The sequence below is a fragment of the Deinococcus sp. KSM4-11 genome (assembly GCF_004801415.1).
Classification (GTDB): domain Bacteria; phylum Deinococcota; class Deinococci; order Deinococcales; family Deinococcaceae; genus Deinococcus.
In genome coordinates this window covers 1317288-1343352 of record NZ_SSNX01000001.1, presented here as the reverse complement: position 1 = coordinate 1343352, position 26065 = coordinate 1317288, and the positions used below count along the sequence as shown (strand labels likewise).

27 protein-coding genes are annotated in these 26065 nt (G+C 69.0%); 13 read left to right on the top strand and 14 right to left on the bottom strand.

Annotated elements, in window-relative coordinates:
- Positions 1-44: 44 nt before the first annotated feature.
- From E7T09_RS06690 to mnmD, 3 genes are read right to left on the bottom strand one after another with little or no spacing between them, the layout of a single operon-like run.
- The gene (locus tag E7T09_RS06690; RefSeq protein ID WP_136388294.1) at positions 45-1043 is read right to left on the bottom strand and encodes an isocitrate/isopropylmalate dehydrogenase family protein; all 999 of its coding nucleotides are present in this window, start codon (positions 1041-1043) and stop codon (positions 45-47) included.
- Between the two features lie 43 nt (positions 1044-1086).
- Positions 1087-2073: an FAD-binding oxidoreductase gene (locus E7T09_RS06685; protein ID WP_136388293.1), complete on the bottom strand. Its 987-nt coding sequence runs from the start codon at positions 2071-2073 to the stop codon at positions 1087-1089.
- Positions 2070-2741 (bottom strand): tRNA (5-methylaminomethyl-2-thiouridine)(34)-methyltransferase MnmD, encoded by a 672-nt coding sequence (gene mnmD, locus E7T09_RS06680; protein ID WP_240741647.1) that lies wholly within the window; start codon positions 2739-2741, stop codon positions 2070-2072. The genes E7T09_RS06685 and mnmD overlap by 4 nt, the downstream gene beginning before the upstream one ends.
- Before the next feature lie 63 nt (positions 2742-2804).
- Here mnmD and tsaD point away from each other — a divergent pair, with 63 nt between their 5' ends.
- The gene (gene tsaD / locus E7T09_RS06675) at positions 2805-3827 is read left to right on the top strand and encodes a tRNA (adenosine(37)-N6)-threonylcarbamoyltransferase complex transferase subunit TsaD (protein ID WP_240741646.1); all 1023 of its coding nucleotides are present in this window, start codon (positions 2805-2807) and stop codon (positions 3825-3827) included.
- A 45-nt stretch (positions 3828-3872) separates the two neighbouring features.
- Here tsaD and E7T09_RS06670 read toward each other — a convergent pair whose 3' ends face one another.
- The gene (locus E7T09_RS06670; protein ID WP_136388291.1) at positions 3873-5585 is read right to left on the bottom strand and encodes a long-chain fatty acid--CoA ligase; all 1713 of its coding nucleotides are present in this window, start codon (positions 5583-5585) and stop codon (positions 3873-3875) included.
- Positions 5586-5778: 193 nt separating this feature from the next.
- Between E7T09_RS06670 and E7T09_RS06665 the strand changes: the two genes are divergently transcribed.
- From E7T09_RS06665 to E7T09_RS06655, 3 genes are read left to right on the top strand one after another with little or no spacing between them, the layout of a single operon-like run.
- On the top strand, positions 5779-6279 hold the full coding sequence (locus E7T09_RS06665; protein WP_136388290.1) for a DUF1999 domain-containing protein: 501 nt from the start codon (positions 5779-5781) through the stop codon (positions 6277-6279).
- 49 nt (positions 6280-6328) lie between these two features.
- Positions 6329-6544: a heavy-metal-associated domain-containing protein gene (locus tag E7T09_RS06660; RefSeq protein ID WP_136388289.1), complete on the top strand. Its 216-nt coding sequence runs from the start codon at positions 6329-6331 to the stop codon at positions 6542-6544.
- Between the two features lie 2 nt (positions 6545-6546).
- Positions 6547-6879 (top strand): DUF503 domain-containing protein, encoded by a 333-nt coding sequence (locus E7T09_RS06655; RefSeq protein WP_136388288.1) that lies wholly within the window; start codon positions 6547-6549, stop codon positions 6877-6879.
- Between the two features lie 69 nt (positions 6880-6948).
- Here the strand turns inward: E7T09_RS06655 and lepB are convergent, their stop codons facing one another.
- Positions 6949-7731, bottom strand: a complete 783-nt coding sequence (gene lepB, locus E7T09_RS06650) for a signal peptidase I (RefSeq protein ID WP_168734720.1) — start codon at positions 7729-7731, stop codon at positions 6949-6951.
- A 175-nt stretch (positions 7732-7906) separates the two neighbouring features.
- On the opposite strand from lepB, the gene E7T09_RS06645 reads away from it, so the two are divergent.
- Positions 7907-8659, top strand: a complete 753-nt coding sequence (locus tag E7T09_RS06645; RefSeq protein WP_136388286.1) for a serine/threonine-protein kinase — start codon at positions 7907-7909, stop codon at positions 8657-8659.
- Between the two features lie 138 nt (positions 8660-8797).
- On the opposite strand, the gene E7T09_RS06640 is transcribed toward E7T09_RS06645, so the two are convergent.
- The 5 genes from E7T09_RS06640 to E7T09_RS06620 form a co-directional block, all read right to left on the bottom strand.
- Positions 8798-10405, bottom strand: a complete 1608-nt coding sequence (locus tag E7T09_RS06640; protein WP_136388285.1) for an alpha-amylase family glycosyl hydrolase — start codon at positions 10403-10405, stop codon at positions 8798-8800.
- A 164-nt stretch (positions 10406-10569) separates the two neighbouring features.
- Positions 10570-11712, bottom strand: coding sequence for an LCP family protein (locus E7T09_RS06635; protein WP_240741645.1), 1143 nt, complete (start codon positions 11710-11712; stop codon positions 10570-10572).
- 76 nt (positions 11713-11788) lie between these two features.
- Positions 11789-14002 carry an AAA family ATPase gene (locus tag E7T09_RS06630; protein WP_136388284.1) on the bottom strand — a complete coding sequence of 738 codons (2214 nt, stop codon included), beginning with the start codon at positions 14000-14002 and terminating at the stop codon, positions 11789-11791.
- Positions 13999-14316 carry an ATP-dependent Clp protease adapter ClpS gene (gene clpS, locus E7T09_RS06625; protein WP_136388283.1) on the bottom strand — a complete coding sequence of 106 codons (318 nt, stop codon included), beginning with the start codon at positions 14314-14316 and terminating at the stop codon, positions 13999-14001. Before clpS ends, E7T09_RS06630 begins: the two co-directional genes overlap by 4 nt.
- A gap of 126 nt (positions 14317-14442) precedes the next feature.
- The gene (locus E7T09_RS06620) at positions 14443-15261 is read right to left on the bottom strand and encodes a hypothetical protein (RefSeq protein WP_136388282.1); all 819 of its coding nucleotides are present in this window, start codon (positions 15259-15261) and stop codon (positions 14443-14445) included.
- 172 nt (positions 15262-15433) lie between these two features.
- Here E7T09_RS06620 and E7T09_RS06615 point away from each other — a divergent pair, with 172 nt between their 5' ends.
- The 5 genes from E7T09_RS06615 to E7T09_RS06595 all read left to right on the top strand — a co-directional run bounded on the left by E7T09_RS06615 (position 15434) and on the right by E7T09_RS06595 (position 19789).
- Entirely contained in the window at positions 15434-16471 is a 1038-nt protein-coding gene (locus tag E7T09_RS06615; RefSeq protein ID WP_136388281.1) for an ATP-binding cassette domain-containing protein, read from the top strand.
- Positions 16472-16536: 65 nt separating this feature from the next.
- Positions 16537-17286: an ABC-2 family transporter protein gene (locus E7T09_RS06610; RefSeq protein WP_136388519.1), complete on the top strand. Its 750-nt coding sequence runs from the start codon at positions 16537-16539 to the stop codon at positions 17284-17286.
- Positions 17283-18071: an ABC transporter permease gene (locus E7T09_RS06605; RefSeq protein ID WP_136388280.1), complete on the top strand. Its 789-nt coding sequence runs from the start codon at positions 17283-17285 to the stop codon at positions 18069-18071. The genes E7T09_RS06610 and E7T09_RS06605 overlap by 4 nt, the downstream gene beginning before the upstream one ends.
- 110 nt (positions 18072-18181) lie before the next feature.
- On the top strand, positions 18182-18628 hold the full coding sequence (locus E7T09_RS06600; protein WP_136388279.1) for a hypothetical protein: 447 nt from the start codon (positions 18182-18184) through the stop codon (positions 18626-18628).
- Positions 18629-18703: 75 nt separating this feature from the next.
- Positions 18704-19789, top strand: a complete 1086-nt coding sequence (locus tag E7T09_RS06595; RefSeq protein WP_136388278.1) for an NADH:flavin oxidoreductase/NADH oxidase — start codon at positions 18704-18706, stop codon at positions 19787-19789.
- A gap of 67 nt (positions 19790-19856) precedes the next feature.
- On the opposite strand, the gene E7T09_RS06590 is transcribed toward E7T09_RS06595, so the two are convergent.
- Positions 19857-20546 carry an ABC transporter ATP-binding protein gene (locus E7T09_RS06590; RefSeq protein ID WP_136388277.1) on the bottom strand — a complete coding sequence of 230 codons (690 nt, stop codon included), beginning with the start codon at positions 20544-20546 and terminating at the stop codon, positions 19857-19859.
- A gap of 215 nt (positions 20547-20761) precedes the next feature.
- Here E7T09_RS06590 and E7T09_RS06585 point away from each other — a divergent pair, with 215 nt between their 5' ends.
- Genes E7T09_RS06585 through E7T09_RS06575 form a run of 3 tightly spaced genes read left to right on the top strand, consistent with a single transcriptional unit; the run spans position 20762 to position 23035 of the window.
- On the top strand, positions 20762-21460 hold the full coding sequence (locus E7T09_RS06585; RefSeq protein WP_136388276.1) for a Crp/Fnr family transcriptional regulator: 699 nt from the start codon (positions 20762-20764) through the stop codon (positions 21458-21460).
- 24 nt (positions 21461-21484) lie between these two features.
- Entirely contained in the window at positions 21485-22237 is a 753-nt protein-coding gene (locus tag E7T09_RS06580; protein ID WP_136388275.1) for a fumarylacetoacetate hydrolase family protein, read from the top strand.
- A 3-nt stretch (positions 22238-22240) separates the two neighbouring features.
- Positions 22241-23035: a hypothetical protein gene (locus tag E7T09_RS06575; RefSeq protein WP_136388274.1), complete on the top strand. Its 795-nt coding sequence runs from the start codon at positions 22241-22243 to the stop codon at positions 23033-23035.
- A gap of 4 nt (positions 23036-23039) precedes the next feature.
- Here the strand turns inward: E7T09_RS06575 and E7T09_RS06570 are convergent, their stop codons facing one another.
- From E7T09_RS06570 to E7T09_RS06560, 3 genes are all read right to left on the bottom strand, one after another.
- Positions 23040-24176, bottom strand: coding sequence for an acyl-CoA dehydrogenase family protein (locus E7T09_RS06570; protein WP_136388273.1), 1137 nt, complete (start codon positions 24174-24176; stop codon positions 23040-23042).
- A 97-nt stretch (positions 24177-24273) separates the two neighbouring features.
- The gene (gene holA, locus E7T09_RS06565; RefSeq protein WP_136388272.1) at positions 24274-25176 is read right to left on the bottom strand and encodes a DNA polymerase III subunit delta; all 903 of its coding nucleotides are present in this window, start codon (positions 25174-25176) and stop codon (positions 24274-24276) included.
- Positions 25167-25994, bottom strand: coding sequence for a serine/threonine-protein kinase (locus E7T09_RS06560; RefSeq protein ID WP_136388271.1), 828 nt, complete (start codon positions 25992-25994; stop codon positions 25167-25169). Before E7T09_RS06560 ends, holA begins: the two co-directional genes overlap by 10 nt.
- Between the last annotated feature and the right edge of the window lie 71 nt (positions 25995-26065).

Below are 26065 nucleotides of genomic sequence, written 5' to 3'. Positions count from 1 at the left end.
ATGGAGAAGTGACGGCCCCCGGCCCGGCGTCCCTGGAACCGGACTTACAGCGCGGCGATCACGGCGTCGGTGAATTCCTTGGTGCCGGCGGTGCCGCCCAGGTCGCGGGTGCGGGGGCCTTCGGCGAGCACCTTGTTCACGGCGTTGTCGAGGCGGCGGGCGGTCGCGTGGTCGCCGATGTGGTCGAGCATGATCACGGCGGCCAGGATACTGGCGGTGGGATTGGCGACGCCCTGCCCGGCGATGTCGGGGGCGCTGCCGTGCACCGATTCGAAGATGCCGAACTTGTCGCCCACGTTGCCGCTGGCGGCGATGCCCAGCCCGCCGACCAGCCCGGCCGCGAGGTCGCTGAGGATGTCGCCGAACATGTTCGTCATGACCATCACGTCGAACTGCCGGGGGTTGCGCACCAGCTGCATGGCGGCGTTGTCGACGATCATGGTGCTGGTGTTCAGGCCATCGACGGTCTTGCAGTGGTCGAGGATGGTGTTCAGGAACAGCCCCTGCGTGACGGGCAGCACGTTCGCCTTGTGCACCACGGTCAGGCGCTTGTCGCGCTGCATGGCGAGGTTCGCGGCGTACTTCCCGATACGATCGCTGGCGTCCTTGGTAATCACGGTGTCGGCGATGGCGACGTCGCCGTAGCGGCGTTCCTGCTCGACATAGAGCCCCTGCGTGTTCTCGCGCACGATGACCAGATCGACGTTCTCGTACGCGCCGGGCACCGGGCGGGTCTTGGTGGGGCGAACGTTCGCGTACAGGCCGTACTTCTGGCGCAGGTGCCGGATGGCCCCGGCGAAGCCCTTGGGCTTCTCGCCGGTGGGACTGGTGGCCGCGCCGAACAGCGTGGCGTGCGTGTTCTCCACGGCGTCGTAGGTGGCCTGCGGCACGCTGGTGCCGTGGTCGAGGAAGTACTCGTACCCGGCCTCGGCATGCACGTACTCGGCGTCGAAGCCGGCGGCGTCCAGCACGCGGCGGGTGGCGGGAATGACTTCGTGGCCGATGCCGTCCCCTTCGATCAAGCAGATGCGGTAAGTCGCCATATCCCGCACAGTGTAGTCCAGTGCCGCATTCGGAAAGGAGCGTTCAGCGTTCCGGAGCGTCACCCGCGACGTGACGCGCGACGGTGACCGCGAGTTCCGCCGCCAGGAGCGGTCCGAGCAGAAAGCCCTGGCTGCCCAGGCCCCGCAGGTGCCACACGCCCCGGTCGTCACGGCCCACGGTCGAACCGGACAGCCGTGTGCCGCTCCATGTTCCGGTGATGGACGTGCCGGTCAGCGGAACAAGGGCCGCGCCCTTCCCGAGCAGCCAGCCGAGCGAGGCGAGCGGCAGGGCCTCTGGATGCCACAGCGCGGTGGGCGACTCGAAGGTCGCCCCAAGGACGCCACCCGTGGCCGCCGGGGCGAGGTAGGCGCCGAAACTGACCGGTGCCGGTGTGGCGGGCCGGTCGAGCAGCAGCATGGTTCCGGCGCGGTGCGTGCCGCCCAGTCCCGCCCAGGTCGCGCCGATGGCGCCTCCGCAGTGGATGACGGTAGAGGCGGCAAGGCGCTGACCGTTCTCCAGCGTGACCGAATCGGCCGTCCATGAGGTTACTTTCGCAGCGATCACCGGGGCGCCCGCTGCGGAGCGCAGCCCTTGTATGAAGGCCGCGCCGTCCACCCAGCCCCCCCCGGGCAGGTGCAGAACGGCATTCCAGCCGGTGGCGAGGCGAAAGGGAACGTCGTCGGCGTGTTGCCAGTCCGCTCGCAGGGCGGCCGGTCGGTGCCGGTCGAACTTTTCACGGGTCTTCGTGTCCGGGACGGGCCGGTACACGCCGGTGGCTCCGTGGGGCATACGGAAGCCAGCCCCGGTCAGGTCGCGCAGCAGCGCCCACGTGAAGGGCAGGCCCTCCAGCGCCCGCTCCGGCACGCGACCTGCCTGTCCACGCACCGGATTCAGCAGCGCGGAGGGAACGGTGCTCGCGGCGTGAATGCCGGCATCCACCAGGACGACACGCACCCCGGCCCTACCCAGGAAGTACGCGACGCTCGATCCGGCGATCCCGCCCCCGATGACGATGACCGGCGGAATCACGCGAACCGCACGGCGCGTAGGCACTCGCGTTTGCCGGGCGCACCGGGACGGCGCTCAACTCTCAAGCCCGCCGCCTGCAGCGCGCGGCGCACGTGACCGGCGGCGGAGTAGGTGGCGAGCATCCCACCCGGCGCCAGGGCCAGCGCGAGCCGCGCCACGAAGTCCGGCGTCCACACCTCCGGATTGCGGGTGGGGGAGAAACCGTCCAGGTACAGAGCCGTGGCCCAGGCTCTGGGCAGCGTGGCGGTCAGGACGTCCTCGAAGTGGATGGTCAGGCGGACGTCCTGCACGTCGAGCTGGATAGACTCGGCCTCTGCGTCTGGCGCCCAGCGTTCCAGCAGCGCTGGCCAGATGGGATGGGCTTCCTGATCCGCGACCTCCCGCAATATCTCCACCGGGGCCGGGTCGAATTCCCACGCCACGTACTCTAGGGGCGCGCCACGCGCCGCTGTGTTCGCCAGCGTGGCCCGGAAGTTCACGCCCAGCCCAAAGCCGATCTCCAGCACGCGCGGAGCTGGGTGGGTGTCGGTGCCCGTGCCCTCCAGAAAAACGTGCCGGGCCTGGGTGGCCGCGCCGTGCCGGGAACCGTAGGCCTCGCCGTAGCGGGCGCTCAGGGCGGTGCGCGAGCCATCCGGCGTGGTGATGATCGGTGGGTCGTCGGGCGGCACGCCCCGGAGGATAGTGCGACCGTCATGACGCGGGCCACGCGGGCCCTGCTACCCTGACGCGCGATGAGCCCCCAGGCAATGACCTCTGACCGCTCCCGCCTGGTGCTGGGGATCGACACGTCCTGCGACGACACGGGCGTCGGCGTGGTGGAACTCGTGCCGGACGGGTCGCTGCGGGTGCGGTCGAACCGGGTGTGGTCGCAGACGGTGCACGCGCAGTACGGCGGGGTCATGCCGGAGCTCGCCAGCCGCGAACACGTAGAACGCATCGCGGAGATCACGCGGGATGCCCTGGAGGATGCAGGGGTGACCCTCACAGACCTCGGCGCGGTGGCGGCCACGTCCGGTCCCGGGCTGGTCGGGGCCCTGCTGGTGGGCCTGATGTACGGCAAGGGCCTGGCGCAGGCGCTGGACGTGCCCTTCTACGCGGCGCATCACCTGGAGGGTCACATCCACGCGGCGGCGGCCGAGGGCGACCTGCACGCCCCGTACCTGGCGCTGGTCGTGTCCGGCGGGCACACGCACCTGTTCGACGTGCCGCGCGAGGGCGAATACGTGCTGGTCGGCGCGACCAAGGACGACGCGGCGGGCGAGGCCTTCGACAAGATCGCCCGGCTGGCGGGCCTCGGGTATCCGGGCGGCCCGGCCATCAGCGAGGCGGCCACGCGCGGAAACGTGGACGCGGTGGCCTTCAAGGAACCCCTGCAGGGTCAGAAGGGCTTCGACTTCAGCTTCAGCGGCCTGAAGACAGCCGCCCTGCTCGCGCACCGCGCGGGAGCGGCACCGGAGGATCTGGCCGCCAGTTTCCAGAGGATGGCCGTACGGGTTCTCGTGAAGACCACCGTGCGGGCCGCCGAGGCGACGGGGCGGGGCACGGTCGTCGTGTCGGGTGGTGTCGCCGCCAACCGGGCGCTGCGGGAGGCCTTCGCGGCGACTGGCCTGCGCGTGGTCTTCCCCGGCGCTGGCCTGAACACCGACAACGGCGCGATGATTGCGCTGGCCGGGGCGGCGGCGCTGCACCAGGGCCGCCCCCCGAGCCCGCTGGATGGCGGGGCGAGTGCGTACGCGCCGCTCGCGAACGCCTGAACTCCCGGTGACGTTCCCGGCGGAGTCGTCGACGTTTCGCCGGAGTCAGGAACCGCTGCGCTCGCCCTGAAGGCGCTCGCGGGCGTCCTGGGCGAGGTCGCGGCGCAGGATCTTCATGGCGGCCGTCTTGGGTAGCTCCGCGCGGAATTCCACGCTGCGCGGCACCTTGTACGCGCTGAGCTGCGCGCGGCAGTGGGCGATCAGTTCCTTCTCGGTCACGCTCTGGCCGGGTTTCAGGGCCACCACCGCGTGGACGCTCTCGCCCCGGTACTCGTCAGGCACGCCCACGGCGGCGGCCTCCAGTACGGCCGGGTGGGTCATCAGGACTTCCTCGACCTCGCGCGGGTAGATGTTGAAGCCCCCGGCGATGATCAGGTCCTTCTTGCGATCCACGATCCGGAAGTACCCGGCGTCGTCCATGGTGGCCATGTCCCCGGTCTTCAGCCAGGTCAGGCCGCCGGACTTCACCAGCGTGGCGGCCGTTTCGTCCGGGCGGTTCCAGTAGCCCTGCATGACCATCGGACCGGCCACCCACAGTTCCCCGGTCTCGCCGGTCGGTACTGGCTGGCCCTGGTCGTCCACGATCATGGCGTCCACGCCGGGGAAGGGCAGGCCGATGCTGCCGTCCTGCTGATCCCCGAAGATCGGATTCGTGTGCGTGATGGGGCTCGCCTCGGTCAGGCCGTAGCCCTCTACCAGGTTCGCGCCGTTCGTGATCTCCCGGAAGCGGCGGGCCGTCTCGCGCAGCAGGGGCGCGCTGCCGCTGATACACGCGCGGATCGAGGTCAGGTCGTGCGCGGCGGTGTCCGGGTGGTTGTTGATGGCGTTGTACAGCGTGGGTACGCCGGGGAACAGCGTGGCCTTCGTGCGGGAAATGCCGTCCAGAACCATGCGGATGTCGCGGGCGTTCGGGATGAGCACCATGGTCGCGCCGGTCAGCACGCTCAGATTCATGGCGACCGTCATGCCGTACACGTGGAAGAAGGGAATGGCGGCCAGCGTGACCTCATGGCCCTCGCGCAGATCCGACATCCACGCGCGGGCCTGCTCCGCATTCGCGACGAGGTTCCGGTGGGTGAGCATGGCCCCCTTGGGCGTGCCCGTCGTGCCGCCTGTGTACTGCAACAGCGCGGTGTCCTGGGCGGTAACGCCCACGCCCGGCGCGGCCGGTGGCTGCGAGCGGATGACGTCCTTCAAGGAAAGCGTGCGTTCGCTGGCGGGCACGTGAACCCAGGTGCCTTCCCGCCGCGCCTTGATCGGATACAGCAGGTTCTTGGGGAAGGGCAGGGCGTCCTGAATACCCGTCACGAGCACGCGCTTCACCGGCACCTGCGCGCGGATCTGCTCGTAGCGCGGATAGAAGGTGTCGAGCAGGATCAGGGTCTCGGAGCCGCTGTCGATCAGCTGGTGCTGGAGTTCCGGCGCGGTATACAGCGGACTGGTGTTCACGACGACGGCCCCGGCGATCAGGGCGCCATAGAACGCGGTCACGAACTGCGGGCAGTTGGGCAGCATGATCGACACGCGGTCGCCGGGCCGCACGCCCAGTTTGTGAAGCGCGCTCGCCAGCCGGCGGGCGTCCTCCAGCAGCGCGCGGTAGGTGGTGCCCGCTCCCAGGAAGTCCAGGGCCGTGCGCTCCGGCCAGGTGGCGGCCGCGTGTTCCAGCACCTGTGGCAGGGTGCGCCCGCTGGGCTGGAAGTCATGGGGAACGCCGGGTTCGTAGTGGGTGAGCCAGGGGCGGGATGGGGAGTGGGTCATGGCGTTCCTCAGGACGGTGGGCTGGATCATGATCGTGTGGCGGGGCCAGGGCTGGATCAGGGGGCGGCAGTCACGGCGACTACACCAGGTTCTAAATTGAACTCAGTATAAGTTGAATGTCCCCTTGGGCACCTTCACCCGCTGGGTGACACCCGCCCACGGCACGCCCCCCGCGCCCTGCTAGCCTGCCCTCATGCGCTACCGCACCTACGGCGAGCCGGACTACGCGGCTCTCCAGTCGCTCGATCTGACTCTTCAGCGCCACCTGGAACCGGCCTTCGACGCCCTGCCCGAACGCGAACGTGAGGGCCGCCTGCACACCAGCCTGCCCGCCCTGAAATTCTACGAACGGAGCGAACACTCCTTCGTGGCCGAGGACGACACGGGTCTGCACGGCTTCGTCCAGGCGCAGCATGTCTGGCAGGGAGACCGGCCCATCGTGCTCGTCCGCACCGTCTCGCTTGCCCCGGACGCTCCCGACGGAACGGCCGATGGGCTCTTCCAGGCGGTGATCAAGAGCGCGTACGACTCGGCCGTGTACGAGATCCACCTGCCCGTGACACCCATCCTGTTCACCAAGGCACGCGAGGAAGGAACCGTCAGTCCTGGATCGTACGGGATCTGCCACCTGGGGAGCCGTACCGACACCGCGCCCGGCCGGAGGCTCACCGTGACGCTGGGTGCCCCCGACTGACCCCCACGGCGGCGCAGACACGCGGCGCTCCCGGCGGCATAATGCGCCCATGACCACCCCACCCACCCGCGTCCTGCTGGGCGTCCGAGGCATGAGCCGGGAGGCCGGACATAAGGTTGCGGCCGCCCTGCTCGCCACGCCGGGCGTGACGCGCGCCGCCCCCGACGAGGGCCAGATCGAGGTCTACTACGACGCCACCGAACTCACGGTCATGGACCTCGTGCGCAAGGTGCGCGCCCAGGGCTTCCTGGCCGGCATGCTCTGACCGTGGCCCTCGGCTACGTGGGCGTCCTGACCATCCGCGTGGACATGCCGTGGGTGAGCAACCTCAAGGAGAAACGCGCCCTGGTGCGTCCCGTCGTGGAGCGTCTCAAGGCCAGATACCCCCTGACGGTCGCCCGGCTCGACGGCCTGGACGCCCACGACTGGGAGGTGATTGGGGTGGCCACCATCAGCAACGATTACGGCTGGGTCGAGGAAACCCTGCGCATGGCTGCCGACTACATCGCCAAGGAGGGCCCGTACCGGGTGACCAGCGAGCACACGGTCATCACTTCCCTGGACGGTGACGAGGCACCCGACGATCCGGACGAGGACTGATCCGCCGGAGCTGGATCTTGCAGCGTCGAGGCGGCCGGGCATGCCCGGCCGCCTCCGTTTCCCCACTGGTTACTTGGCAGCCAGGCTGGATTTCAGGGTCTGGAACGCCTCCGGACGGGTCAGCAGGCGCCAGTTCAGGACGTTCGTGCCGCTGAACTCTCCCACGGCGTTCGCGGCGCAGTCGTACTTGACGTTCGACTTGCGCATGATCGGCCACACGACCGCGGCCGCCCGGCCCGCCACATCCCGGCGGGCGACCGGCCCGAACAGGCGGGAGTCCTCCGAACCGCTCGGCGTGCGGTTGTCGCCCATCACGAAGTACGACCCGGCAGGTACCGTGATCTCCGCCTGGTTCGGTACCACCCCGTACTGGTCGGAGGTCGTCTGTGTGGCCAGGGCACTCTGCGAATCCCAGCAGCCCTGATCCCGCCAGTAATCGGTCGTCCAGGAGGAATCGAGTTTCACGCCGTTCACCGTCACCTCGCCTCCCTGCACCTTGATCCGGTCGCCCGGTAGGCCGATCAGGCGCTTGATCAGGAAGGGCCGGTAACTGTACAGCCCGAAGGCGCTCTTGTTCAGGTTCGAGATCTTTGCGGACGCCTCGCGTGGCGGCTTGAAGATCAGGATGTCCCCGCGGCTGAATTCACCCACGCCGGCCTTGTGCAACCAGGTCTCGTACTTCGGCACGAACACCCGCTCGCGGTCACGCAGGTTGGGCATCATACTCACGCCGTCCACGCCGACCAGCGTTGCCACGAACTGCGTGATGACCACCGCGAACACAATGGGTTCGAGCAGTTCTTTCCACAGTTTCTGCAGAGCGGTCGGGGCGGCTTTACTAAGTCTCGTCATGCACCGCGCAGGATAGCCCATCCGTCCTAAGGTGCAGCGGGACCGTCAAGGCACTTCCACCTGGCGGCCAGCCGTGCAAATCACGCGCAGCGCGGGGCCAGCCGGTCTCATCATCCGGACTCGGCCGGTGGGGGAGGCCTATCCGGTGGGGGGAGTCCTGGGATAGCTTGAAGCCGTGCCGCTCGCAGGACAGGTGGTTGGAGATGGAATCCGGCTCGTCCGCCCGGTCGGCCGGGGGTCCCACAGCTTGGTGTACTTCGCCGTGACCCGCGAAGGCCAGCCCTGCGCCGTCAAGATCTTCCCGCTGCACCTCGCGACCTTCGCCGACCGGGAGTACCAGCACGCCCACGGTCTGGATCATCCCCGCCTGGGGCGCATGCTGGGGCGGGCCAGCGTGGACGATCAACCGGCCCTGGTGGCCGTCCTCGCGCGCGGCGACGTGATGTTCACCCGCTACGCCCACCGGCCCGCCGCCACCCATGACCGCCGGGCCTTCCTGCTGTCCATGGCGCATGTCCTGGACGGGCTGGCGTACCTGCACAGCCTGGGGCTGGTGCACCGGGACATCAAACCGGAGAACATCATCGTGGAGCCCGACGGCAGCGCCAAACTGGTGGACTTCGACCTGGCTGGCCCTGCACTGGAGACGTTCGAGTCGCCCACCCGGTTCGGCACGGCCGCCTTCCAGAGTCCAGAGGCGGCGCGGGGCGAACCGCTCGGCCCGGAGAGCGACCTGTTCGGGATCGGCGTGCTGCTCGGCTGGGGCCTGCATGGCTGGCTGCCGGAGCCCGGAGAGGTCTGGGACGAGACCCAGGATCCGCTCGGCAGCCTGCTGGTCGCCCTGACCCACCCGGAGCGCCACCTGCGGCTGGCCGACGCCCAGGTGGCCCGCAAGGAACTCCTGCGCCTCGCGGGCCTGCCGTACTGATTCGGACACCTGCTTGCTCTCGGGAGGGGCAGGGGGTGACTGGACATCGTGGCCGTCAAGGCTGTGCACCTGGCAGACAGCGTCACAACGCCTGCCGGACAGTTCACGGCAGGCGTCTGAGGTGGGGGCGCCTGTGTATTACCCCAGCAGGACGCGCGCCTCGTTCGGCCGGAGCGGCGTGCCGGGTTGGGGATGGTCGCCCATACTGCTCAGCAGGGGTTGTCCGTGTGAGACCTCGGCGAGATCGTGCGTGCCGTTGCCGAAGTTCAGCAGAACGGTCAGCGTGGTGCCGTCCAGGACGCGCTGGAATGCGAAGACGTCGGACACGCCGGTGTCCACGCTGGCGTAGCTGCCTCCTAGTAGGGCCGGGTGCTCGCGGCGCAGGCGGGTCAGCGCGCGGAAGTAGTTCAGGTCGCTGGCCGGGTCGGCGTCCTGCGCGGCCACGTTCCTGACGGGCGCGGCCTCGTCGATCGGGAGCCAGGGCGTGACGTCCGGGGCGGTGAAGCCCGCGTTCGGAGTGGCGTCCCAGTGCATGGGCGTGCGCTCCGGGTCACGGCCTGCGGCAGGGACGTCTGGCTGTTGCAGGCCTGCCGGATCGACCATGCGCTCCAGGGGAATGGGAACATTCTGCATGCCGATCTCATCGCCGTAGTACACGGTGGGCGTGCCGCGCAGGGTCAGCAGCAGGGTCTGCGCCACCCGGTACTGCTCGGCGCCCACGCGGGTCTTGAAGCGGTGCTGGTCGTGGTTCCCCAGCACCCAGTTTGGCCACGCGCCCGCCGCCAGACTCGCCGCGTCGTAGCCGTCGGCAAAGGCGCGCACCACCTCGGCCTGCCACGGCAGCTGGATCAGGTGGAAGTTGAAGGGCAGGTGCACCATCTGGGCGTCGGAGGTGCCGGCGTAGGGCAGCAGGCGATCCATGGGCAGGTAGATCTCACCGACCATCATGCGGTCGTCGAATTCGTCCAGCACCTGCCGCATCTCGCGGATGTACGCGTGCGTTTCCGGCTGATCCTGAGTATAGATATGGTCGAGTTTCGCGTGCTCCACGGTGCCGGGCGTCCAGTCGGGGTTCACGGGCTCGTCGAGGAAGCGCTCGTCCTCGGCCAGCAGCCAGATCACGTCCACGCGGAAGCCGTCCACGCCCCGGCGCATCCAGAAGCGCAGCACGTCGCCCATCGCCTGCCGGACATCCGGGTTGCGCCAGTTCAGGTCGGGCTGGGTGGGCAGGAACTGGTGCAGGTAATACTGCCCGCTCGCCGGATCGAGCGTCCACGCGGGGCCGCCGAAGAACGACACCCAGTTATTGGGCGGCCCGCCGTCCGGGGCCGGATCGCGCCAGACGTACCACTCGCGCTTCGCGCTGTCCCGCGAGCCGATCGCCTCCTGGAACCACGCGTGATCCGACGAGGTGTGGTTGGGCACGTAGTCGAGCATGATCTTGAGACCCAGGGCGTGCGCGCCCGTCACCAGTTCATCGAAGTCCGCCAGGGTGCCGAACAGCGGGTCGATGTCGCAGTAATCGGCCACGTCGTAGCCGAAGTCGCGCATGGGACTCGTGAAGATGGGTGAGAGCCACACGGCCTCGATGCCCAGGCTGGCGAGGTACGGCAGGCGGGCGGTGATTCCGCGCAGGTCGCCCACGCCGTCACCGCCGCTGTCCTGGAAGGAACGCGGGTAGATCTGGTAGATGATGCCGCGCTGCCACCACTTGAGTTCGCCCACCAGCGGAGTCTGCTGTGTCATGGGCACAGCGTAGCAGGAAAGTGGATGCAACTGAATCGATTCAGATCTTTGGCCTGATCGTCTGCTCTCCGTGCGACGGCTCCTTGCCCGTGAGGGATGTATCGGGCCGATGATGGTACGACCCGATCAGGGCCTCGACGCGAATGAACGTCAGTGGAGTCCGCTCAGTTCGCGGGCGTATCCGACCCCAGCCGCACGGTTACGTCGGCGCCCGGCACACCAGCCCCGGCCGCCACCGCGCCATGCCCCACATCCTGCTGCACCCGGCCCGCCAGGGTGCCCGAGATGGTCGTCTTGGCGGGCCCGCGCGCTCCATTGGCAATCGACACATTCCGGTATCCGAGATCCTCCAGATGGGCCTTCAGACGGCGGGCACTTCCGTCGGGCGCATCCACGTTCACCACCGCCACATTCAGGAAGCGCGGATCAGTGGGATCACGGAAGGACTTGGCGACCAGGGCGTCCAGCGCGGCCTGATCGACGTCCCACACGCTGGCCGCGCCCCGGTAGCCGAAGGAGCCGGGCACGGTGCTGGTCTGCAGGGTCAGGCCGCCCGAGGCCGCGCCCAGCAGTGCCCCCACGGTCGCCTTGTTCAGGCCGGACTTCGTGTTGCGGTCGATGGCGCTCACCATCAGGGGCACCCGCCACCAGTTCCAGGGCCGTTTCGCCTGTGCGGCCAGCGCCTTCAGGAACAGCTGCTGGCGCTGAACCCGCCCGATATCCCCCATGTTGTCATGCCGGAACCGCAGGAAACCCTCGGCCTGCACGCCACTGAGGTGCTGCACGCCAGGGTGCAGGTCGATATGCAGGTGCCCGGCGTTGTCGTCGTACTTCATGCGGGCAGGAACATCCAGCGTGACGCCGCCCGCCGCGTCCGTCAGGGCCCGCAGGGCGTACAGGGACACGAACGCGTAGCCGTCCACCGGTACGCCGGTCAGCTTCTGCACGGCGGCGATGAGCATGTCGGGCCCGCCGTGCGGGTTCGCGCCGTTGATCTTGCCCTCGCCCCAGCCGGGAATGTTCATCCAGGAGTCGCGGGGAATGCTCAGCAGGTTCATCTTGCCGTCCGGCCGCACCTGTGCCAGCAGGATGGTGTCGGTGTTGCCGCTGTAATCCTCGGGTTTCGCCGGCCACGGCCACACCGGGGCCGAATCGTCGTACTTCGGGGCCACGCCGGCCAGCAGCACCGTGACCGGCCGATCCGGCCGGTGGGGCCACGCTCCGTAATGGGCCAGGAAGGGAGCGGCAGGGGCCGCCACCGCGATCAGTCCGGCCAGCAGCACTCCCACGACGATTCGCGCACGCACGGGGCGAGCATACCGGCCAGCGCGGGCAAAGTCATTCACCGTTGGGATGACGTGGCCCTGCCGCCTGCTCGACGCGTCAGCTGAACGTGAAGGCCCCGCCTTCGGTGTCCACCGTGACCGCGCCGCCGTCCTTGAGGCGACCGAACAGCAACTCGTCGGCCAGGGGGCGCTTCACGCGTTCCTCGATCACGCGGGCCAGCGGGCGGGCGCCCATTGCCGGGTCGTACCCCAGCTCCGCGAGTCTGGCGCGCGCGGCGTCCGTCACGGTGATGGTGACCTTCCGCTCGGCGAGCTGGGCCGACAGTTCGCGCAGGAACTTGTCCACCACGCCCGCCATGACCTCGCGCGACAGGGGGCGGAAGTGGATCACGGCGTCCAGGCGGTTGCGGAACTCCGGCGTGAACGTCCGCTTCACGGCCTCCGCACTTTCACCGGGGCGACCCTCGCGCGAGAAGCCCAGCGCCGGGCGGCTCGCGTCGGCCGCTCCGGCGTTCGTGGTGAACACCAGGATCAGGCCCCGGCTGTCCACCTTCTTCCCGGCGTGATCCGTCAGGGTGCCGTGATCCATGAGTTGCAGGAAGATGTTGTACACGTCCGGATGGGCCTTCTCGATCTCGTCGAGCAGCAGGACGGCGTGCGGCGATTTGGCCACGGCGTCCGTGAGCAGGCCGCCCTGGTCGAAGCCCACGTATCCGGGTGGGGCCCCGATCAGCCGCGCGACCGTGTGCGGTTCCTGGTACTCGCTCATGTCGAAGCGCGTGAGGGTCACGCCCAGCCGGTCGGCCAGGGCGCGGGCCAGTTCGGTCTTGCCCACCCCGGTCGGCCCGGCGAACAGGAACATCCCCTGCGGTTTCTGCGGATCGCGCAGGCCCGCGCGGGCGAGCTTCACGGCCGACGCGACGGCGCCTACGGCCTCGTCCTGCCCGTACACGCGGTTCCCGAGGTCGGCCGCCAGCGTCGACAGCGAGCTGATCTCCTCGGCCTTCACCGCGCCGACTGGCACGCGCGCCATGCGGGCCACCGTCGCCTCGATGTCCGGGGTGTCGATGGTACCGCCCTTCCCGGCGCTGCTGCGGGCGGCTCCAGCCTCGTCCAGCACGTCGATGGCCTTGTCCGGCAGGTACCGGTCGCGCAGGTGCCGCACCGACAGGCGCACGGCCGCGTCCAGCGCCCCATCCGTGTACATCACACCGTGGTGATCCGCGTAGCGTCCGGACAGGCCGCGCAGGATCGCCAGGGCATCGTCCTCGGACGGCTCCGGCACCTCCACCGTCTGGAAGCGCCGCCACAGCGCGCGGTCTTTCTCCAGATGCCGCAGTTCCGCCGGAGTGGTCGCTCCCAGCACCCTCAGTTTTCCACGTGCCAGGGCCGGTTTCAGCAGGTTTGCGGCGTCCACGCTGCCGCCCTCTGTGGCCCCGGCGCCAACCAGCGTGTGCAACTCATCGATGAACAGCACCGCGTTCTGTCCATCCAGCTCGGCCAGTACACCCTTCAGGCGCTGCTCGAAATCCCCCCGGAAGCGCGTGCCCGCCAGCAGCGCCCCCAGATCGAGCGCGTACACGCTCGCGCCCTTGAGAAAGCCCGGCGCCTTCCCCTCGGCCACCCGCTGCGCGAGACCCTCGGCCAGCGCCGTCTTGCCCACGCCCGGCTCGCCCACCAGCACCGGATTGTTCTTCCCCCGCCGCGCCAGGATGTGCACGACGCGCTCCAGCTCCAGCTCCCGGCCGATCACCGGATCGAACTCCCCGGCCTTGGCCTGCTCCGTCAGGTTCGCCGCGTACGCCTCCAGCGGACTCTGCTGCGGCTCCGCCTCGGCCTCGGTGCCGTCCACGCCCGCCGTGACGCGTTCCCGGCCCCGACCCTCGACCTTCGCCACCCCGTGCGAGATGAACGACAGCACGTCCAGCCGCGTCACGCCCTGCGCTTCCAGCGCCATGCGGGCGGGACTGTCCGGTTCCTCCAGCAGCTCGGCCAGCACCCGGGCGCCGTCCGCCTGCTGTTGCCCCTTGCCGCTCGCGTGCAGTTGCAGCACGGCCCCCTGCACGACCCGGTGCACGCCCAGCGTGAAGTCCGGCTCAGCGTCCTCCACGACCTCCAGCCCGTCCAGTACAGCCTGGAGGTCGTCGCGCAACCTCGGCACGTCCACGCCCAGCGCGACCAACGCCTCGCGCGCCTCCGGATCGTGCGTCAGGGCCAGCAGCAGGTGTTCCTGCGTCACGTACTCGTGCCCCGCCTCGCGCGCATAATCCGCCGCGCGGCCCACCGTCACCTGCAGATGCTCCCCAATCATTCCTGTGCCTCCGGCTCCGCCACGACCTGCAACGGATACCCCTCCGAGCGCGCGTGCGACGTCACCTGCGCCACCTTCGTCTCGGCCACATCCCGCGAGTACACGCCCGCCACCCCCCGTCCCTTGTGATGCACGGCCAGCATGATCAGCTGCGCCTCCTGCTCTGCCTTGCGGAAGTAGCGCTCCAGCACCATGACCACGAACTCCATGGGCGTGTAATCGTCGTTCAGCAGCAGCACCCGGTACAGCCGGGGCCGCTGCGTCTGCGTGCGCTCCAGCGTCTGCGTGCGTCCTTCACCGTCCCGGCGCGTCATGCGCGGAGTCTAGCCGCACGGCGGTGGGCAGATGGTGCCCCCGGACGGGGTCGGAACGGCGACACATCGAAACGCCGTCGCCTCCACCGCGTCATGCTGCCGCCGCTCCAAATCCGGCGCGGTGACCTACCGGACGGGCGAGCCGATGTCCTCGGGCCGTACCGGGATTGGGGCCGTGTACGGTGAGAACAGCCACTGATCCGTGGGGAACGCGCCGCTCGTCAGGGAGATGTCCTGGGAGTTCGCTCCGCCGCTCAGGGACGTCGCGCCGCTCGATTCCCGGATCGTCAGCTTGTTCCAGCCCGCCGCGAGATTTAGGCGGTACGTGACCGTGCCCGTGACCTGCGTGCCCGAATACGTGCTGGTACACACGACCTTCCCACCCACGATGACGGGCGAGTCCACGTACAGCAGGCCGCCGATCTGGAAGCCACCGGCCGACTGCGACGACGTGCCCGACGACGCGGCCAGCAGAGGAACGATGGAGCCGTTTCTGGCGGCCTCCACATTCACCAGGAGCATGACGCCCCGCGCAGACGCTGAACTCAGCGTGGGCGACCCGCTGCACGCCGTGGTGCCGCTGTCAGCCTGAGCCTGCGCTCCGACGTCGAAAAACGAACCGGTGAAGGCGTGCAGTTTCGCGCCGTCCATGCTGCCCGGAAGATCGAGCGTGAACGTGCCGTCCTGCGACAGCGTGCCCGTGGTGACTGCCTCGGTCGTCGCCGAATCCCCACTCCCATAGGTGATCTTCCCGGTGATCTGTCCCGCCCCACCGGCCCACGCGGTCGTCACGATTCCCCCACCCGTCGAGGAATCCTCCACGACCATGCCGGACACACTGGAGACTGGGTCGGCGGGAGGTTGCACCGTGGGCGTTCCGCCACCCCCACACGCGGCGAGAAGCAGGGCGCACCCGGTCAGCAACAAGGAAAGACGATTGGGCATCCCGTAACTGTAGAAGCCGTCTGGGAAAGGCAATACCACCGTGGGGGGAGTTCACCCCGGAGTGTGAAGTGCCGCTTTATATTACCAGGGACTCGTGGGGACGCCCCCGCCGTTACGTCAAGTGGCCTACCTTCGTCAATAAAATCCGTTGCTGACGTATCCTGCGTCTATCATGTCGATTCCCATGCCGGACGCTGCCGTCCACGTCCGCGACCTCCGGAAGCAGTACGCCGTGCACGAGAAGGAGCCGGGGTTCCTGGGCAGTCTGAAGTCCTTCGTCAGTCGCACGACCCGCACCGTGGACGCCGTCAAGGGTGTGTCCTTCGACCTGCAACCGGGCGAGGTCGTGGGCTTCCTGGGGCCGAACGGGGCGGGGAAGACGACGACCCTGAAGATGCTCTCGGGGCTCCTGCACCCGTCGGCGGGCACGGCTCGGGTGGTGGGCTTCGATCCCCGGCGGCGAGAGGCGGCGTTCCTGAAGCGCATCACGCTGGTGATGGGGCAAAAGCAGCAACTGCTGTGGGATCTACCCGCTCTGGATTCCTTTCTGGTGAATCAGGCGATCTACGAGATTCCCGACGATCAGTACCGGGCGACCATGCGGGAGTTCACGGAGGTGCTGTCGCTGGACGGCATCCTGAAAAAGCAGGTGCGCAAGCTTTCGCTGGGGGAGCGCATGAAGTGCGAGCTGGCGGCGGCGCTGCTGCACCGGCCACAGGTGCTGTTCCTGGACGAGCCGACCATCGGCCTGGACGTGAACATGCAGGAAGCGGTGCGCGAGTTCGTACAGGAGTACAACCGGCGCTACGGGGCGACCGTGATGCTGACCAGCCACTACATGGCGGATGTGACGGCGCTGGCCCAACGGATCCTGGTGATCGACCAGGGGCAGCTGGTGTTCGACGGCGATCTGGCCGCGCTGGCTGGGCAGGGAAGTGGTGGCAAGACCATCCGGGTGCAGTTGCGGCAGGTGGCGTCCCCGGAGGCGCTCGCCGGGTATGGCCGGGTGGTGTCCACGGACGGCCTGAGCGCCGAGCTGACCGTGCCGCGCGGCGAGGTCAGTGCGAGGGCAGCGCGACTCCTGGCCGATTTCGACGTGGCCGACCTGACGGTGGAGGATCCGCCCATCGAGGCGGTCATGGCGGAACTGTTCGGCGGCCGCCGGCCCGAAGTGCTGGAGGCCGTGGCGAAGGAGGAGGTGCCCGCGTGACCGCTCCCCGGCTGAGGGCCACAGGCCGCAAGGTACGGGTGCTGTTCGCCGTGCAGTTCGCCCTGATGGCCGAGTACCGCGCCGAGGTGGTGATCTGGATGCTGTCCGGCACCCTGTCGCTGGTGATGATGCTGGTGTGGATGGCCCAGGCGGCGGCGGCCCCCGGCGGCATGGTACGCGGGTATAAGCCCGCCGATTTCGCCACGTATTTCCTGGCCACGTGGGTGGTCGCACAACTGCTGGTGGTCTGGGTGTCACACGAGCTGGATTACGAGATCCGGCAGGGCGTGCTGTCGCCCAAGCTGCTGCGTCCGCTCGATCCGTTCTGGCAGCACCTGCTGGGGCACGTGTCCGAGCGGTTCATCCGGATCGTGCCCATGCTGGCTCTGGTGGCCGTGTTCGCGTGGCTGTCGGGGGCGCGCTTCACTCCGCACTGGTGGGCGTACCCGGCGGCCCTGGGCCTGATCGTCGTGGGCTTCAGTGCCCGCTTCCTGTGGGAGTACACCATTGGCCTGCTGGCGTTCTGGACGGATTCCAGCACGTCCTTCCAGGAGATCGTGTGGCTGGTGTACGCGGCGCTGGGCGGGATGTTCGCGCCCCTGGCCTTCTACCCGGAGTGGGTGCAGCGTATTGCAGTCTGGACGCCCTTTCCGTACATGTTGGGCCTGCCCGCGCAACTGCTGGCGGGAAAGGCCACGCTGGGGCAGGCGGGTCAGGGAGCGCTGGTGCTGCTGGGCTGGCTGGCCGTGTTCTGGGTGGTGCGGCTGACCGTGTGGCGGGCAGGCCTACGGAAGTACGGCGCGGTGGGCGCGTGACCCGCTACCTGCGTCTGATCCGGATCTTCACCGGAGCGACCGTCGCCGCGCAGCTGGAGTACCGCGCGAACTTCGTCGGGGCGGTGCTCGCCAGCCTGGGGCAGGTGGGCGTGGCGCTCCTGGGGATCGGCGTGCTGTTCGGTCAGCCGGGCACGACCAGTGTGGGCGGCTGGTCGTTCCGCGAGGCGCTGCTGGTCACGGGCTTCTACATGCTCACCGAGGGCTTCATCGCGGTGTTCGTGCAGCCGAACATGAGCCGCATCGCGGAGGCCGTCCGTACCGGCAGCATGGATTTCACGCTGCTCAAACCCATCGACGCGCAGTTCAACGTGAGTACCCGCAACCTGAACGTGCTGCGTATGCCGGACATCGTGATCGGGCTGGGCTTGATCCTGTACTCGGCCAGTGCGCTGACCGTCACGCCCGGCAGCGTGCTGGCGGCCACGCTGCTGTACGCCTCGGCGCTCGTCATCGTGTACTGCATCTGGCTGGGCCTGAGCACCACCGCCTTCTGGTTCGTGAAGACACAGAACGTGACCGAGCTGTTCAGCGGCGTGTTCGGCGCGGCCCGCTTCCCCACGAGCGCTTTCCCGGTGCCGGTGCGCTTCCTGCTGACCTTCGTGGTGCCCGTCGCGTTCGTGACCACCGTGCCCGCGCAGGCCCTGACCGGGCAGCTGGGCGTGGAACTGGCCCTCGCGTCCCCGGTCGTCGCGGCGGCCTTGTTTCTCGTCACGCGGCTGTTCTGGCGGCATGCGGTCGCCAGTTACACCAGCGCGAGCAGCTGAGCGTGGAGCACGCGCCGGGTTGGGCATCCCTTGGTCTTCCTGCGCCCCGTGCGATTCACCTGGATCCGGATGCCCGGATCCGCCTTGCACACCTGGCGGAACTGCGTGACGTGGGCAGTCCCTCCGATGCAGCGCGTGCTACCGCCGAGTTCGCGTCCGAGGCGCACTTCGCGTCCGACCTGCTCACGGCGCGGCCCTGGTTGCCGTCCGGCACCCCCCGCCGTGAGGTCATGGGTGCCCTGCTGGACATTGAATGGACGGGCTTCCTGGCCCTGCTGGGCGAGCACGGCCCGTGGGTGTACACGGGCAGCGTGCGGGATCTTCAGGTGCTCGGAGACCGCTACGGGGCGCTCGTGACGGCCGCCCGCGCGGCGCCAGAACACGCGGTGTTCGCCGCCGCACAGGCCAGGCCACACTCCCTGCTGATCCGCCTGGAGGCCACCGACTACCGGCAGCCGGGGCGCGCGCCCACGCCGGATCTGACGGTGCTGGAGACGGGCTTCTGGCACGAAGCGCAGGCCCAGGCCGCCGCGCGGCGCGACTCCCGGCGGCGCTGAGGGCCGGGAAGCCTCTGCGCTTCGTGAAGTGCGCGCCCACTGGCGCTGCCCGGATCACCCGCCTACAGTCGGGCCATGAGTGAGTCCACCCCGTTGCTGTTCCAGCCCCTGAAACTGAAGTACCTGACTCTGCCCAACCGCGTGGTCGTGTCGCCCATGTGCATGTACTCGGCACAGAACGGCTACGCGAACGACTTCCATCTCGTTCACCTCGGGCAGTACGCCCTGGCGGGCGTGGGCCTGATCTTCAACGAGGCGACCGCCGTGTCGCCGGAGGGCCGCATCAGCCCCGAGGATCTGGGCCTGTGGGACGACCAGCAGATCGCGCCGCTGGGCCGCATCACGGACTTCATTCACGCGCAGGGGGGCCGGATCGGTATTCAGCTCGCCCACGCCGGGCGCAAGGCCAGCACCTTCGCGCCGTGGCGCGGCCGGGGCGCCGTCCCCCCTGAGCAGGGCGGATGGGAGGTGATCGGGCCGGACACGGCGGCCTTCGACCCCAGCTACCCCACGCCGATCGCCATGACCACCGAGGACATCGCCCGCGTGACCGGAGATTTCGTGGCGGCCACCCGCCGGGCCGAGATCGCCGGCTTCGACACGGTCGAGGTTCACGCCGCGCACGGCTACCTGCTGCACCAGTTCCTGTCGCCCCTGGCGAACAGCCGGACGGACGGGTACGGCGGGAGTTTCGAGAACCGCACGCGCTTCCTGCTGGAGGTTGTGCGGGCCGTGCGGGCCGTGTGGCCCATGCACAAGCCGCTGTTCGTACGGGTCAGCGCCACCGACTGGGCCGAGGGCGGCTGGGACGCCGACCAGACCACACAGCTGGCCGGACTCCTCCTGAACGAGGGTGTGGATGTGCTGGACGTCAGTTCCGGCGGCCTGACCAGTGCGCAGCAGATCACGGCCGGCCCCGCCTACCAGGTGCCGTTCGCCGCGCAGGTGAAGGCCGCGCATCCCGACCTGCATGTGATGGCCGTCGGCATGATCGACACGCCCGAGCGCGCCGAGGGCATCCTCCAGAACCACGATGCCGACCTGATCGCCATCGCCCGCGCGCACCTGGGCGACCCACACTGGACGGAGGCCGCCGCCCTTGCGCTGGGCGTGAAGCCCGAGGTCGCGGCGCAGTATGGACGGGGCGGTCGGCGCGCCTGAGCGCCCGTTCAGCGGGAATGCTGGTTCCCGCTGACAGCTCGGTCGCGATCAATGTGTGGAGAGCCGGTCAATCGTAGTCGGGCAGGGTGTCCGTGAACTGGCCGTCCAGCAGGTGCAGCACCCGATCCGCGTGGCGGGCGAGGCGTTCATCGTGCGTGACCAGCAGCACGCCTGCCCCGGTCTCGCGGGCCAGGGCCACGAGCAGGCTTGCGACCTTCTGGGCATTACCCCGGTCGAGGCTGCCAGTGGGCTCGTCGGCGAGCACGGCCGCCGGGTGGGCGGCGAGGGCGCGGGCCACCGCCACCCGCTGACGTTCCCCACCGCTCAGGACGCCGGGCCGGGAACGTTCACGCCCCGACAGGCCCACCCGCGCCAGTAGAGCCCGGGCGTGCGCCTCGTCGGTGTGGCCTGCCAGGCGGCCGGGAATGAGTACGTTGTCGAGCACGTTCAGATCCTCCAGCAGGTAGTGGTGCTGGAACACCAGGCCGATCCTGCCCGCGCGCTTCCGGGCACGGAGCTGCGTGTCGAGGGTATCGGAGCGTTCCCCGGCCCACCACACTTCCCCCCGCTGCGGAAGATCCAGGCCGCCCAGCAGGTGCAGCAGCGTGCTCTTGCCGCTGCCCGACGGCCCGGTGACGGCCACTACCTCGCCCGCGTGGATGTCGAGCGACACGCCGCGCAGGACGGGTAGGTCGCCGAAGGCCTGCTCCAGGTTCCGGGCGCTCAGGGCAGGGACGGGCGGGGTCACGCGGGGCATCTTAGCCCGGCCCGCCCAGTGGTGTCCGGCGGCAGGAAGAACTCAGGGGATGTCCTCGTGGCCTCAGACCCCGTGGGACAGGCACGGTGGAACGCACAACGGGCGGGTTCTGGAAGTGGACAGAACCGGTGACGCACCTCGTCCTGACCCGTTACCGAACGTAAACCGTGATCGGTGAGGCCAAGGCAGCTGCGGGCACGGTAGGATGCCCCGTGATGTCCCGGCTGGAAACCCTGAAACTCAACCCGCTCCTGCACGATGTTCCGGCCGCTGCCCTGGAAGAACTGGCCCGGATCGTCACCGAGCGGCGGCTCGCCCCGGGCGACGTCCTGCTCTCGCAGGATGACCAGGGAGAATCCCTTCACCTGCTGACCGAGGGCGTCGTGCGGGTCAGCCGCGTGAGCCTTGGTAGCCGCGAGCGCGTCATGGGGGACGTGTACGCGCCCGGCGTGATCGGTGAGACGGCTGTGCTGTCGCGCTCCCGGGAGCGCAGCGCGACCGTCACGGCCCTGACCCCGGTCAGCACGCTGATGCTGTACCGGGAGCACTTCGAGCAGCTGCTGCGGCGCTACCCCATGCTGCTGTGGAACCTCGGTCGCCTGCTTGCCGAACGGGTCACGTTCCTGAACGACGAACTCATCGCCTTCGGGATGAACACCGAGGCGGCCCTGAGTCATGTGTTCATGAACCTGTACCGGCAGCGCCTGGGGGCCGGGGTGTCCCGCCCGGAGGTACTGCCGCTCAGCACGCAGGACATCATGCTGCGCATCTCGTCCAGCCGCGAAACCGTGTCCCGCGTAATGCGCAAACTCGAGGAGCAGGGCATGGTGAAAGTCGGCGCGCACGGCGTCACGCTGCTCGACCCGGATGGCTTGGAGCGCATTCCGTTGGAACAGCCCGACGCGGGCGAGTAGGTTCAGCGCGGTATCTTTCCGGGTATGCGTACCGTTCGGATTCAGCACGCGGGTCAGCCCCAGTGGGGCCAGCTCGACGACCAGACCGTCCACCTCACCACCGGCCTCACCGGGGAGCGCACGGGCGAGACGGTTCCTTTCGAGCAATCTGCGCTGCTCGCCCCGGCGGAGCCGACCAAGATCGTGTGTGTGGGGCGCAATTACCTCGATCACATCCGCGAACTGGGCAACGACACGGGCGACCTGCCCACCGAGCCCGGCATCTTCCTCAAGGGGCCGAACGCGCTGGCTGAACCGGGCGGCACCGTGCAGCGTCCGTCCTGGACGCAGAACTTCCATTTCGAGGGTGAACTGGCCCTGGTGATCGGCACCCGTGCCCGGAACCTGACCCCGGAGAACGCTCTGGCGCACGTGGCCGGCTACACCTGCGGCCTGGACCTGACCGCCCGCGACCTGCAGAAGACCGACCTGCAGTGGTTCCGCGCGAAGGCCGCCGACCGCTTCTGCCCGCTCGGCCCGTGGCTGGAGACCGAGTTCGACCCGGCCGACGTGCGCGTCACCACGCGCGTGAACGGCGTGGTCAAGCAGGACGGCCGCACGAGCCACATGATCTTCGACGTGCCCACCATCCTGACCTACCTCACGCGCTTCGTGACCCTGGAACCCGGCGACGTCGTCCTCACGGGCACGCCGGAGGGCGTCGGCCCGCTCGTGAGCGGGGATACGGTCGAGGTGGAGGTCGAGGGGGTCGGCGTCCTGAGCACGCCCATCGGCTGAGCCATGGTCGCGGACGACCACGCGGCCTTCACGCAGGCATTGCAGGTCTGTGTAGAGGCCCGGCCGGACGTCCTGGGCCTGATCCTGCTGGGCAGCACGGCCAGGACGCACCACGCGCCGGACGGGCACAGTGACCACGATTTCTTCCTGATCGTCCCGCCGGACGGGGCCGAGCCGTACCGCGAAGGCCTCGACTGGTTGCCCGAGCGGGAAGCAGCCATCGTGCACCATCACCGCGACACGGCGCACGGGGCCCGCGTGATCTACGCCGATGGGCACCTGCTGGAATACGCGGTGTTCACGCCGAACGAGCTTGGCCTGAGCCGCAACGACCATGCCCGGATCGTCCTCGACCGGCTGGGGGATCTGCCGGAGCGGCTGGCGGCGACTCTGCCCCTCCCGAAGCTGGAACCGGCGGAGGCCGTGCCGGGCCTGCTGTCCGACCTGATGCTGCACCTGCTCGTGGGCGTGGGCCGCCACGCGCGCGGGGAACGGCTCGCCGCCCACCAGATGATCCGGGTGTACGCCGTGCAGGATCACCTGCAACTGTTGCGGGCCCTGGTGCCACCGGCAGACGCGGCCGCCGTGGACGCCTACAACGTGTGGCGGCGGGTCGAGCGGACGCATCCGGAGCACGCCGCCTCACTGGAGGCGGCCCTGTCGCTGCCCCTGCCGGCCGGCGCGGCCTGGCTGCTCAATCTGGCCGAGTCCTGGTGGGGGCCTCACCCGGCGTGGTCACCCCCAACGGCGAGGGCCGTCCGGCGGCGCATCGAGGCGGCCGGACGACCCTCGCCCTGAGCGCCTACCTCAGCAGGGCGCGGCTGATGACCACGCGCTGAATCTCGTTGGTACCCTCGTAGATGGTGTTCAGCTTGCTGTCGCGCAGGAGTTTCTCGACCGGGTACTCGCCGACGTACCCGTACCCGCCGTGCACCTGGATGGCCTCATTCGCGGCGTTGAAAGCCATCTCCGAACAGTAGGCCTTGGCGATCGCGCTCTCGAAGCCGTGCGGCTGGCCCTGATCCACCAGCCACGCGGCCTTCTGGTAAATCAGGCGGCCGGTTTCGATCCCCATGGCCATCTCGGCCAGTTTGAACTGGATGGCCTGGAAGTCCGCGATGGGTTTCCCGAAGGCCTCGCGTGCCCGCGCATACTTCACGCTCTCGTCCAGCGCACGCCGGGCGATCCCGACCGATCCGGCAGCCACGGGAATGCGGGTCTTGTCGAGCGTCTTCATGGCGATCTTGAAGCCGTCGCCCAGGCCGCCCAGCTGGTTGTCCCTGGGAACGCGCACGTTCTCGAACACCAGTTCGCTGGTCAAGCTGGCGCGCTGCCCCATCTTGTGCTTGATCTTGTTCGCACTGAAGCCCGGCGCGTCCTTTGGCACCACCAGCGCCACCGAGGCCCGGTGGCCGCCCTGACGATCCGTGGTGGCGAACACGACCGTCAGCTCAGCCGCGCCGCCGTTGCTGATCCACATCTTGGTGCCGTTGATGACCCACTCGTCGCCGTCCAGCACGGCCGTGGTGTGCATGGCGGCGGCGTCCGAACCATTGTTCGGTTCGCTCAACGCGAAGGCCGCAAGGCCGGGCTTCTCGGTCAGCGGCGTCAGGAAACGCTTCTGCTGCTCCTCGGTCGCGCCGACCAGCAGCGGCGTGATGCCCAGCTCCGAGGCCATCAGGATGGTGAAGATACCCATGCAACCGTACGCGAGCTCCTCGCCGATCAGGCACTCGTCGAGCATGCCCAGCCCCAGGCCGCCCGCGTGATCCGGAATGCCCACGTTCAGCAGGCCGACCTCGAAGGCCTTCTCGACCACCTGCCAGGGCATCTCTTCTTTCTGGTCGTACTCGCTGGCGATCGGGATGATCTCCCTGCGGGTGAAATCGCGGGCCAGTTGCTGAAGCTGGCGTTGCTCGTCGGTCAGGCTGAACTCCATGGGGCACACTCCTTGAGGTCATGGGGCGGGGAACCCGGACGCACTGTTTTGGACTGAGTATAAGCCCGGCGGCCGTGGACACGCGACCCGTCCCGTCTTACAGACTGAGCTGCACGATTAGCCGTTCCAGCGTCACGGCCGGATCCAGCCCGCGTTTCATGGCCAGGTCGGCATCGAGAATCCGGCCCAGGTGGGCACGGATCTTGGCCTCGTTCAACCGCCGCGCCACCTCCAGCGCCTTCTTGGCCGGAAAGGGCTTCACGCCCAGGCGCTGCGCCGCCGTATTCTCATTCACGCGGCCGTCCAGCGCCATCAGGGCCACGCAGCGCGCCACCAGCGAGTACTGCCACACCACGGCGCCCAGCAGCCGGAACGGATCCTCGCCGGACGCCATCAGGCGGCGGAGCTGCATCACGGCCTCACCGGGACGGCCTGCCGTGGCCGCGCCCAGCATCGCGAAACTGTCACCGGGTGGCTCGCGGCCCACCACGGCCAACACGCGCCCACGGTCGAAGGGGCCGTCCAGCAGTTCCAGTTTCGTCAGCTCTCCGGTAATGCCGGCCAGATCGAGGCCGAACACCTCGGCCAGATAGGCGGCGGCATCCTTGCCCAGCGGCACCTTCATGGCCTTCGCGCGGGTCACCACCCAGCCGGTCACGTCGCCGGGCCGTGCAGGGCCAGGCGTGGCGATCACCTCGCCGCGCGCCTCGTACACCTTGAGGCGGGTGGCCGCGGGCGACTCATCCAGCACCGCCACCGTCACAGGAGCGCCGGCCAGCAGTTCCATGAGCGCCTTGTCGGGTTTGGCTCCCAGCAGATCCACGATCACGCCGCCATCACCGAACAGCCCCGGCGACAGGTGCGGGGCCAGCGCCGGCGCTGTGACCTCCTCGCCGGCCAGCCATGGCAGATCGCGCACACTCAGGCCGCGCCCGGACAGGGTGGTGCGCAGGGTCTCCTCGGCCAGAAAGCGCGGCCCGGTAAAGGCGATCAGGGGCACGGGGGCAGGTGGGGGCCCGACGGCCCGACCGGTGGATACCCCAGAACACGCCGGGCCTCACACAGTTCGTCACGCAGGGCCACGGCGCTGTCCGGCCGCTCGGTCGGGTTGCGGAGCAGGGTGCGGTGCAGGATCGGGTGCAGTTCCGCCGGCCCCGGCAGCGGGGCCAGACGGTCGTGCAGACCGGCCAGCCAGCCCAGGGCATCCTCGAAGGGCGGGTGACCCGCCAAGCAGTCGAACAGGAGAACGCCCACCGAGTACAGGTCGCTGCGCGGATCGCCGCGCACGCCACGGAACTGTTCGGGTGCCATGAAGTGCGGCGTGCCCATGCGCGTGCCGCTGTGGATATCCAGGGGCAGCGCCCGCGAGTGGCTCATGCCGAAATCGATCAGCCGGACGTTCCAGAACCCCGGCTCTCCACCCTGCAACAAGATGTTCTCCGGTTTCACGTCCTGGTGGGTGACGCCCCGCTCGTGCAGGTACGCGACCGCATGCAGGATCCCCAGCACGACCTCGGTCGCCTGTTCGGGCGGCAGGGCGCCGCGCTCCAGCCGGTCACGAAGGGTGCCGCCCGGCACGAACGGAAAGACCAACTGCCGATCCGTGAAGACCAGCGGCGACACGATCAACGGGTGGTTCAGCGAGGCAGCCACGCGCCCCTCATGCTGGAACCGCTGCGCGGCATCCGGATAGTCGATGGTCAGCGTCTTGACGAACACGGTTTGATCCCGCCATACGGCCGCGGCACAGAGAACGCCCGCGTGCTCGCTGAGCGGCTCCAGGGCGCCCAGCGCCGGGATGTCTCTTAATTCCTGCACGGTCTCACTGCTTTGATTCTCTCACGGAAGGGCCGCTGGCATCATGATCGAGCCAGGAGAAGATTGTGATG